This is a genomic window from Pseudoalteromonas sp. S408, assembly GCF_005886645.1.
GTDB lineage: Bacteria > Pseudomonadota > Gammaproteobacteria > Enterobacterales > Alteromonadaceae > Pseudoalteromonas.
Genome location: NZ_PNDY01000011.1, coordinates 42,606 through 54,267 on the forward strand (window position 1 = coordinate 42,606; position 11,662 = coordinate 54,267).

Annotated in this window: 6 protein-coding genes; all 6 read left to right on the top strand. The window is 38.9% G+C overall.

Going from position 1 to position 11,662, the window contains the following annotated elements:
- Positions 1-6 precede the first annotated feature (6 nt).
- The 6 genes from CWB62_RS10030 to CWB62_RS10055 all read left to right on the top strand — a co-directional run bounded on the left by CWB62_RS10030 (position 7) and on the right by CWB62_RS10055 (position 11,651).
- Positions 7-1,371, top strand: a complete 1,365-nt coding sequence (locus CWB62_RS10030; RefSeq protein ID WP_058405545.1) for a DUF1329 domain-containing protein — start codon at positions 7-9, stop codon at positions 1,369-1,371.
- A gap of 129 nt (positions 1,372-1,500) precedes the next feature.
- Entirely contained in the window at positions 1,501-2,496 is a 996-nt protein-coding gene (locus CWB62_RS10035; protein WP_138529208.1) for a WD40/YVTN/BNR-like repeat-containing protein, read from the top strand.
- The gene (locus CWB62_RS10040) at positions 2,496-4,817 is read left to right on the top strand and encodes an efflux RND transporter permease subunit (protein WP_138529206.1); all 2,322 of its coding nucleotides are present in this window, start codon (positions 2,496-2,498) and stop codon (positions 4,815-4,817) included. The genes CWB62_RS10035 and CWB62_RS10040 overlap by 1 nt, the downstream gene beginning before the upstream one ends.
- Positions 4,818-5,025: 208 nt before the next feature.
- A complete protein-coding gene (locus tag CWB62_RS10045) occupies positions 5,026-9,867 on the top strand; it encodes an NAD-glutamate dehydrogenase (RefSeq protein WP_058405548.1) in 4,842 nt (1,613 codons plus the stop codon).
- Between the two features lie 120 nt (positions 9,868-9,987).
- Complete coding sequence (gene pyrD, locus CWB62_RS10050) at positions 9,988-10,998, top strand: quinone-dependent dihydroorotate dehydrogenase (protein ID WP_058405549.1); 1,011 nt, start codon at positions 9,988-9,990, stop codon at positions 10,996-10,998.
- Between the two features lie 122 nt (positions 10,999-11,120).
- Positions 11,121-11,651: a cell division protein ZapC gene (locus CWB62_RS10055; RefSeq protein ID WP_058405550.1), complete on the top strand. Its 531-nt coding sequence runs from the start codon at positions 11,121-11,123 to the stop codon at positions 11,649-11,651.
- Positions 11,652-11,662: the final 11 nt, after the last annotated feature.

Below are 11,662 nucleotides of genomic sequence, written 5' to 3' on the forward strand. Positions count from 1 at the left end.
ATTATTATGCTTAAAAAACCTACCCTCATTGCAGCAGCTTTTGCTAGCTTGTTTGCAAGTAATGCTGCTTTAGCAAAACTATCAGCTGAAGAAGTTGCACGTTTAGGTCAAGACCTAACTCCTATGGGCGCTGAGAAAGCGGGTAACGCTGACGGCTCTATTCCTGCGTGGAATAACGGCATTACTGCTGCTCCAGCAGGTTACGAAGCGGGTATGCATCACCTTGACCCTTTCTCAAGTGACAAAGTACTTTTTACAATTGACAAAACAAACATCGATAAATACAAGGCAAACCTGAGCCCGGGTCAGATTGCTTTATTTGAGGCTTACCCTGACACGTTTAAAATGCCAGTGTATGAAACACGCCGATCAGCGTCTTACCCTCAATTTGTTTATGATGCAACTAAAGAGTTTGCACCTACTGCTGAATTGATTGAAGGCGGTAATGGGATTAAGAACACAGCTATTGGCATTCCATTTCCAATTCCTAAAACAGGTTTAGAAGCAATTTGGAACCATTTACTTCGCTTTAGAGGTGAGTCAATTGAGCGTTTTGGTGGTCAAGCAGCACCTACAGCATCAGGTTCTTACAACTATGTTGGTTTTGATGAACAACTACTTGTTAAATACTCTGATCCAAGTGCTACACCTGCTGAGCTTCAAGACTCAAACATTTTATTTAAATTTAAACAAAGCGTTACTCAGCCAGCTCGTCTTGCAGGTACAGCCTTATTGGTACATGAAACAATGGACCAAATATTAACGCCTCGCCAAGCATGGACATATAACTCTGGCCAACGCCGTGTTCGTCGTGCACCAAATGTCGCCTATGATGCACCGGGTACAGCAGCAGATAGCTTACGTACTACTGATGACTTTGACATGTTTAATGGCTCGCCAAATCGCTATAATTGGACACTCAAAGGTAAGCAAGAACTTTATGTTCCATATAATAGCTACAAACTTCACAGTGACAAGCTTGAGTACGATGATATTTTAAAACCAGGTCATATAAATCCTGAGCACACACGTTATGAAAAACACCGTGTTTGGGTAGTAGAGGCTAACCTTAAAGATGATACTCGTCACATTTATAAAAAACGTGTGTTTTATATAGATGAAGATAGCTGGCAGGTAACGGTAACTGATATTTATGATAACCGTGACCAACTTTACCGTGTAGCAATGGCCTATGGTCTTAACTACTATGAAGTACCTACCCAGTGGAGTACTTTAGAGGTTTATCATGATTTGAATTCACGTCGTTACTTAGCTATTGGTTTAGATAACCAAGAAAAAATGTACGATTTCTCAAAATCATTTAATGATAACGAGTTTACATCTAGCGCATTACGCCGCGCAGGTAGATAAGTTAAAAATAGGCACCTAGTCGCAAGTTAGGTGCCTTTTTCCTTTCTCATCGCGTTTGTCTTTCAACGCAAAAAACTTTCCTCGTTTACAAAGACAAACACTCCTTTCAGTTCAAGGCGATTAAAATTTATGAAGTATTTGGTATGTGCCAGCCTGATTATAAGCAGTGCAAGTTTTGCTCAAGATACACCAAAAAACGCAATTAGTGCGCCTAATGCACAAAAAACACTATTAACAGATATTATCAATACAGGTAATGAATTAGTTGCTGTAGGTAAGCATGGCACAGTAATAAAAAGTGTAAATGGCGAAACTTGGCAACAAGCAAAATTAGTACCTACGCAAGTATTGTTGACCGCTGTCGATTTTAGTGATGAAAACAACGGTTGGGCATGTGGGCATGATGCTACAATTATTAACACCGTTGATGGGGGGAATAATTGGCAATTACAACAGGCTAAGCCTTCTTTAGATAAGCCATGTTTAGACATTTTATTTAAAGATCAATTAGAAGGTTTTGCAGTGGGTGCGTATGGCATGTTTTACCATACGACCGATGGTGGAAAACAATGGGAAAAGCGATTTTTAGATTCTTTGTTGTTCAGTGAAGACAGAGAGTACTTAAATGACTTAAAAGAAAATGATCCCGAGGGTTACGAAGCAGAAACAGCATCAATTTTGCCACATTTTAATCGAATTGAAAAAACCGAAGATGGCTTAATGCTTGTTGGTGAGATGGGTTTATTAGCTCGAAGCACGGATAACGGCAACACGTGGCAGCGTCTTGAAGAAATATACCCAGGCTCTTTCTTCGCATTTAATTCAGATAATAACCAAGAGGTGGTTGCTGGGCTTAGAGGTAATGTATACAGCAAGCAGCGCGATGAAAAAGAATGGCTTCACCTTGATAGCACTAAAGCCGCTACTATAAATAGCATTATTAATTACAATGACGAGCAGTGGTTAATGTTAGCAAACAGTGGGGTGATTTTTCACTTACAAGATGGGTTATTAACTCATGAGCAACTTGCCGACGGTAAAGCGATACTTGATGGTGTAATTAAAAATAATAAATTGGTTATGGCTACTGAAGATGGCATTAAAGTGAAGGAGTTGACCCCTTAATGCATACTATTTTAGATTTTATAGAAAAAGCGATATTCAGACATCGCTTGGTTGTGCTTATAAGTTTTGCAATTATTACTTGTTTACTTATTTTTAAAGCTACGCATATTCAACTTGATGCTTCATTTAATAAAAATATCCCCCTAAATCACGAATACATGAAAGTGTATACCAAGCATGAGAAGCAGTTTGGTGGTGCGAATAGCATTTTAATTTCTGTGTGTGATGACAGTGGTAATATATTCAATCCAGAATTTTTTACTCAATTAAAAGCCGTTCATGATCAGCTTTACTTTATACCGGGTGTTAACAGGCCACTTGTAAACTCTATATTTGCTCCTAGTGCCCGTTTTGTAGAAGTAGTTGAAGACGGTTTTGCAGGTGGTCCAATTATTCCTGCAAACTTTAAAGCAAACGAACGTGGTTTAGCCGTTGTAAAAGAAAATATAGAAAAAGCAAAAGTTGTTGGTCGTATGATTGCCAGCGACTATTCGTGTGCAATGGTAACAGCTCAGTTATTAGAAACTGATCCACAAACACAAGAAAAACTTGATACCTTAGCCTTTGCAGAAAAGCTCGAAACAGAGTTAAGAGAGCCTTTGAGCACTGATAAGGTGAGTATTCATATTATTGGCTTTGCAAAAATGGCCGGTGATATTGCAGAAGGGGCTAAAGGTGTTGTGTTATTTTTTGCCATTGCCATTGCCTTTACTTTTATTATGGTTTGGTTGTTTTGCGGTAGTTTAAAGCTCACAATTTTACCTATCGCATGCTCGATTATTGCAGTTGCATGGCAGTTGGGCTTACTTTCAAGCCTTGGCTTTGGTCTTGATCCAATGTCGATATTAGTCCCATTTTTAGTATTTGCTATTGGTGTAAGCCATGGTGTGCAAATGATTAATGCCATTGGTAAAAAAGTAAGCGAGGGAAAAAGTACTCGTATTTGTTGCCAGTCGAGTTTTAGAGCGCTTTTGATTCCCGGTGGTATTGCGCTTCTATCAGACACTGTTGGTTTTTTAACTCTGTTGACGATTGATATAGGTATCATCCGAGAGCTTGCGATTACTGCTAGCTTAGGTGTTGCAGTAATAATTTTTACAAATTTAATTTTATTGCCTGTTTGGGCATCATACATGCAGTTTGAAAATAGTATTCATATTCAATCAGGTGATGCTAATAAACCAAATATGCTTGATAAAATTAGGGATTTATTGGTAGAAGCAACCGATCCTAAAGTAGCTAAACTCATTATTGGCTTTACGCTTGTTTTGTTTGCGCTGGGTTACTGGCAAGCGGATAAAATGCGTATTGGTGATTTACATGCGGGTGCGCCGTCACTTCATCAAGATGCACGTTATAACCAGGATACTTTTTTAATATCGGACAAATATACAATTTCATCAGATATTTTAAAGGTAATAGTTGAAGCTTACCCAGCAGCATGTACAGAGCATGATGTAATGGAACGTATTAGCCGTTTTCAATATAAAGTTGAAAATGTTGACGGTGTTCAATCTGCAGTTAGTTTAAGCTCAGTTGCCCAGTCTGTTAATGCGGGTTATAACGAAGGTAATTTAAAATGGCAGAGTTTGCCTCGTAATTCAGCTACATTAGTGCAATCTACTTCTCGGGTGGAAACGAGTACCGGTTTACTAAACGGTGATTGTTCTGTTATGCCTGTCATTATCTTTTTAGATGATCATAAAGCGCAAACTATTGATCGTGTTATTGCTAGCGTAAAACAGTTCGCAAATGAGGAAGGGACAGATAAACTTGCATTTAAATTAGCATCTGGCCCAGTTGGTGTTATGGCTGCTACGAATGAATCTGTTTCAGAAGCTCAAATACCGATGATGCTTTATGTATACGGTGCTGTAATTGCATTGTGTTTATTAAGTTTTAGAAGTGTCAAAGCGACCATTGCTGTTGTGCTACCGCTTTATATTGTATCAACACTTGCACAAGCTTTAATGGTGCAGCTAGAAATTGGCTTAACAGTTTCAACACTACCTGTTATTGCTTTGGGTGTGGGTATTGGTGTGGATTACGGTATTTATATATTATCGTCAATGATGGGGCAACTTAAACAAAATGTGCCGTTGTCGATTGCCTATCGCAATGCACTTATTGAACGTGGCAGTGCAGTACTATTTACCGGTATCACGCTCGCCATTGGGGTAAGTACATGGATTTTTTCAGATTTGAAATTCCAAGTTGATATGGGAATACTCCTTACCTTCATGTTTTTAGTAAATATGTTAGGCGCAGTCCTGTTATTACCTGCAATTGGTAGTCTTCTGTGGACCGACCAGAAAAAATAATGTGAATAATATTGCTCCTAAATGGCCACTATTGGCCATTTATATCTATAATTTGTGAATAGATGACCAAATAGCTGAAAAGCTTGAAATGTTTTCATCGAAAAAGCTGTTTATTAGCTGTAAAAGGGTTAGAATTTATCTGACTCCACACTAATAAATGGCTGTACAAATTCCTGCTCTTGAGCAGTAATAGATTAAGGAACATACAATGACACGAAATGAAGGCCAAGCCTCGGTTATCCTAGATAATGTCTGTAAGCTTATCCAGAAAAAAGTTCACGCTGATAATGTGTTACTCGTTGAAAAATTCGCCAAAGCCTTGTACAGCAATATGTCTAAAGAGGATTTGGCAAATCGAAACGACAGTGACTTATACGGCGCTGCACTCAGCCTTTGGAATTCGCTAGAAAAAAACACTACCGACGACGCCGTTATTCGCGTTTTCAATCCAGAAGTGGCAAAGGATGGCTGGCAGTCATCACATACCATCGTAGAAATTATTGCTAAAGACATGCCGTTTTTGGTTGATTCTGTTCGGATGGCCATGACACGCGAAAATATCGCCTCTCACTTACTACTTCATAGCCCTCTTAAAATTCAACGCGACGAGAGCTCGAAGATTTCTGGTTTATCTAACTTAAAAGCAGAGCAAGAATCTACATCAACAAAAACAGTTTTTTTTATAGAAATTGACCGTCAAACAGATTCATCTGCTATTGAGTCTTTTAAACAAGAACTCGAGTCTGTACTGGTTGATGTATCAGTTGCTGTAGAAGATTGGCAACCGATTCGCAAAAAGTTAATTGAGGTTAGTAAAGAACTACCAAAACGCCGCCACGGTAAAAACAAGAGCGAAGTAGCAGAAACTGTTGAGTTTTTAGATTGGCTAGTTAGCGACAATTTTACCCTTATGGGTTACCGACAATACGAGTTAAGCCCAGTACAAGGTGACTACCAGCTAAAAGGTAAAATGGATACAAGTCTGGGCTTGTTAAAAAATTCAACAGAAGAGCACACTCGATTATTGTCTGAGCTGCCAGAAGTAGCACGACAAGAAGCCCGCAGTAGTAATCTACTCATATTGACTAAAACAAATTCTCAGTCTCGCGTACATCGTCCAGCTTATATTGATTACGTGGGAATTAAACGTTTTGATGATGAAGGAAATGTAATTGGCGAAGATCGCTTTATAGGCCTGTTTTCATCTAATTTTTATAATAATAGCGCAGCCGACGTCCCTGTTTTGAAAAGTAAAATTACTCGCATAATGGACATGTGTGATTTTGCTAAAGGGACGCATGCCTATAAAGCTGTATTGAATATTCTCGAAACGTACCCTCGTGATGAATTAGTTCAAGCACGCGAGAATGAGTTACTTGAAGTTGCAACGGGTGTATTACAAGTACAAGAGCGAGATATGTGTCGCTTATTTGTGCGTAAAGATGCCTATGGCCGATTCTTTTCTTGCATGGTTTATGTTCCGCGTGAGCGATATAACACAGCTCTGCGCCGCGAAACTCAAGATATACTAGGCAATGCATTTAATTCCGACGAAAAAGTCGAATTTACAACTTATTTCTCTGAGTCAACACTAGCACGTACTCATTACACTGTTCGTGTGACCGACAACAATATCGAATATAACGTGAAAGACATCGAAAACAATTTAATCGAAGCAGCCCGTACTTGGGAAGACAAACTACAATCAGCGCTTCTGGAGTCTGCAGGCGAAGCGCGTGGTAATGACTTAAATCGCAAATACTGTAGTGCATTTGCGCGTTCTTACAAAGATGAAGTGTTACCGAGTGCGGCAGTAGTCGATATTGAAAAGCTAGAGCTATTGAGTGAAGAAAATAAACTTGAGATGCTTTTTTATCGCCCTCAAGAAGAGGCGAATACCAATATTGTGCGCTTGAGCTTATTCCATAAAGACGAGCCAATTCATTTGTCAGATGTAATGCCAATGTTAGAAAACTTTGGTTTACGTGTTATTGGTGAAACACCGTATTCAGTTAAAACAAGTGATGGCCGAATTAATTGGATCATGGATTTCTCTATGCTGATTGATAGCAAAGGAATGGATGATTTTGATAAGGTGTCTGCACGTTTTCGCGCAGCTTTAACTAATGTATGGAATAACCGTTTAGAAAATGATGGTTTTAACCGTTTAGTACTAATGGGCGGTTTAACGGGTCGTGAAGCATCTATATTGCGTGCTTACGCTAAATATATGCGCCAAATTGGTGTAACTTTCTCTCAAACATATATTGAAAGTACGTTTGCAAACTACCCTCATATTGCGTCGCAAATTGTTAACTTATTTGCGAAACGATTTTCTGTTAAAAACCCTGCAAGTGCTAAAACGCTGGACAAGTTAATAGCGCAAATCTATCTTGAGCTGGAAAATGTAGCTAACCTTGATGATGACCGTATCATACGTTTGTACGTTGATATGATTGTGGCTACGCTTCGTACTAATTACTATCAAAAAGACGCTCAAAACCAATTTAAATCTTATGTGTCATTTAAAATTCAACCACGTTTAATACCTGACGTACCGTTACCGTTACCTGCTTTTGAAATATTTGTATATTCGCCTCGTGTTGAAGGTGTTCACTTACGCTTTGGTAAGGTTGCTCGTGGTGGCTTACGTTGGTCAGATCGTCGTGAAGACTTCCGAACTGAAGTATTAGGCTTAGTTAAAGCACAACAAGTTAAAAATACCGTAATTGTACCCGTTGGCTCTAAAGGCGGATTTGTTTGTAAACAGCTTCCATCAGAGCGTGAGGCTTTCATTAAAGAAGGCCAAGAGTGTTATAAAATCTTTATCAGAGGTTTATTAGACATCACTGATAATATTGCTCGTGGTGAAGTAGTCCCTGCAACCGACGTTGTTCGTCATGATGAAGATGATGCTTACTTGGTAGTTGCAGCCGATAAAGGAACGGCAACGTTTTCTGACATTGCTAACGGTATTGCGAATGAATACAACTTTTGGCTTGGTGATGCCTTTGCATCAGGTGGGTCAGTAGGTTACGACCATAAAAAAATGGGTATAACAGCAAAAGGTGCGTGGGAGTCTGTTAAACGTCATTTCCGTGAGATGGACATTGACTGTCAAACAACTGATTTTACAGTGGTTGCTATTGGCGATATGGCTGGAGATGTATTTGGTAATGGTATGTTGCTGTCTAAGCACATTCGCTTACAAGTTGCATTTAACCATATGCATATATTTGTTGATCCTAATCCAGACGCCGCTAAGTCGTATGTAGAGCGTGAACGCTTATTTAATATGCCTCGCTCTTCGTGGGAAGACTACAATAAAGATCTTATTTCTGCTGGCGGTGGTATTTTCTCTCGTGCAGCGAAATCGATTACCCTTAGCCCAGAAATGAAAAAAATGTTGGGTACTAAAAAAGCAAGCATGACGCCTAACGAGTTAATGAAAGCATCATTAATGATGGAGTTTGATTTACTCTGGAATGGCGGTATTGGTACATATATCAAGCACACAAAAGAGACAGATGCTGACGTAGGCGACCGTGCTAACGACGCGCTGCGTATAAACGGTAAAGAACTGGGTGCTAAAGTCCTTGGTGAGGGTGGTAACTTAGGTGCTACGCAACTTGGACGCATAGAGTTTGCTGAACAAGGTGGACGCGTTAATACAGACTTTATTGATAACGTTGGCGGTGTTGCTTGTTCAGATAATGAAGTAAATATTAAAATTCTTTTAAATGGTTTAGTTGCTGAAGGTGATTTAACACTTAAGCAGCGTGATGAGCTTTTATACTCTATGACTGATGAAGTATCAGAATTGGTATTAAAAGACTGCTATCGTCAAACGCACACGCTTTCGATTACTCAATCTCGTGGTACATCGACGCTTAAAGAGAAAATCCGCTTTATTCATGCCCTTGAGAAAGATGGCAAATTAGACCGTGCTATAGAGTTTATTCCAAGCGATGAAGAACTAGCAGAGCGAGCTGCATCAGGTAAAGACCTAACGCGCCCTGAGCTTTCAGTGTTAGTTTCTTACGCTAAAATGGTGTTAAAAGATTCGCTTGTTACAGATGATATTACTGAGAATCCATATTATCGTCAGTTACTGGTTAAATCATTCCCACGTCCATTACGTGAGAAATTTAATGATGCAATGAACAATCACCCACTTCGTAAAGAAATTATAGCAACCAAGCTTGCTAATAATATTGTTAATGACATGGGCTTAAATTTTATGGTTCGTATGCACGAAGAAACAGGTGCAAGCGAAGCAGAAATTGCAATGTGTTACTCAATTGCCAGTGAAATTTTTGAAATGCGTGATACCTGGTCATCAATTAGCGCATTAGATAATAAAATACCTGCGGCAGTACAAACAGAAATGCTTTACCAACTCCGTAGAACTGTTCGCAGAGCAACACGCTGGTTCTTGCGTCATCGCAATAAATCGCAAACAATTGAGCAAGGGATTGAGTACTTCTCACCAACATTTAGTGATTTGAGTGATAACTTGACCACATACATTGTTGAAAAGGAAAGTGCTCGTATAGATCAAGCTGCGGCTAAGTTAACTGACAGTGGCGTACCAGTAGATATTGCTAAGCGTATAGTGTCGTTATCTAGCTTGTTCTCGGTGATGGACTTAGCAGAAATTGCTAATAATTCACGTAGAGGCATTGCTATGGTGTCGAATACTTACTTCAAGCTTGGTGCAAGAATGGGCTTACATTGGTTCTTAGATCAAATAACCAACCAACCAGTAGCTAACCATTGGCAGGCGTTGGCACGTTCATCTTATCGAGAAGAGCTCGATTGGCAACAACGTACACTCGCACAGGTTGTATTAAACAGCTTTGAAGCAGATGAGAAAGACGTTGATTATCAAATTGATGAGTGGATGGATAAGCAAGAGTTACTACTTACTCGTTGGAAGCAAATGCTGGCTGAATTTAAAACATCACAAAGTCATGACTTTGCTAAGTTTTCTGTGGCATTGCGTGAATTAATGTTATTAAGTCACAATTGCGATACACCAGCCAAATAAAGCAGTAAGTTAACTTATTATTTATTAACTAAGTAATAAGCTAATTATTAAAAATGTTATATAATACCTCAGCCTTGTCTGAGGTATTTTTTTGTCTGTTATTTAAAGAGGAATATATTCATGTTTTACGATTTAGCTCGCCGTTTTATGTTTACCCGTGATGCGGAGTGGGCACATGAATTTGCTCTTAACAACCTAAGTCGTTTCGCTAACACACCATTGAGCGCTGCATGGTCGCAATCTGTAGCAGACAAGCCGGTTAACTTTTTAGGTCTTGAATTCAAGAATCCGGTTGGATTAGCTGCAGGTTTAGATAAAAATGCAGACTGTATAGATGCATTTAGCCAAATGGGTTTTGGTTTTATTGAAGTGGGCACAGTTACACCTCGTCCGCAAGCAGGTAACGACAAGCCTCGTATATTTCGATTACCAGAATCAAACGCTATTATTAATCGTATGGGCTTTAATAATAAAGGCGTTGACAACCTTGTTGCTAACGTAAAAGCAGCAAAATACAACGGTATTTTAGGTATTAATATTGGTAAAAATAAAGATACGCCTAATGAGCAAGGTAAAGACGATTATATACACTGTATGAGAAAAGTTTTTGAGCATGCTTCTTATATTACCGTAAATATTTCTTCACCAAATACACCGGGCCTAAGAGATTTACAATACGGTGCAGCACTGGATGATTTATTGCAAAGCCTGAAAAATGAGCAACTAGATTTAATTTCAAAACATAATAAGCAGGTTCCAATGCTTGTTAAAATTGCGCCAGATCTTGATCCTATTCAAATAGAGCAGGTGAGTGAATCACTACTAAATAATAAAATAGACGGGGTAATTGCAACTAATACAACACTGGAACGGGGTGATGTTATTGGCCAACAGTATGCAGACGAGGCCGGTGGTTTATCTGGACACCCTGTAAGAATGCGTTCTACAGAAGTAGTGAGTGAATTAAAGCGATTAACAAAAGGCGAATTACCTATCATTGGCGTAGGGGGAATTGACGATGCTAAATCAGCTAAAGAGAAACTCAACGCGGGCGCTAGTTTAGTTCAGGTTTATACCGGTTTTATTTATAAAGGCCCTGAATTGGTAAAATCGATCGTTAATGGCTTATAAGGATCAGTTATCTAAGCTTTTGATCGTTAGATAAATGTTCTAAGCAATTATATATAAAATGGTCAAAAGCGGTTATACTTTGAACTGATACCATCTCTAATAAAGCCCACAAGGAGGAGCATATGTTACAAGCGTCAAAGCAATGGCAGTGGATTGCTTGTCCTAATAAAAATCGTTTATTACTTGATTTGAACGACGAAATGCAACTTTGCACACCTTACAAAATAAGGCAGTTAACAGATTTAGTTATCAAAAACCCGAATTTTAGTTTAGAAGATGCCGCTTTTTACGAACAAGTTTATAATTACTTAGATGGGTTTGAAATCTGGTCTAGTGTGCAAGTTTGTCAGATAGCGCTCAATGCCACCGCTGTAAAATTTCATTTAAAACCAGTGTTAGCTAAAAGCTGGTTTTTTAACGAATATACAGGCACTCAACCCAGTGTTGAAGCTGTCGTTAAATTAGTTTCTAAGGCGCAGTCTGGGGACTTTCTAATCGTCGATCATTGCAGCGATGCGTCAGTTTGCTTAAACTTAAGCGAGAACTTTCAGCTAGACGAAAATTTATCTCTTGCTCAGTTTGAAGTTATAAAAATTTTAAACAACCGCGTTCATCCCATCTTAACCCAGCAGTTTAAATTTAAAACCGCCTAATCAAATTTACG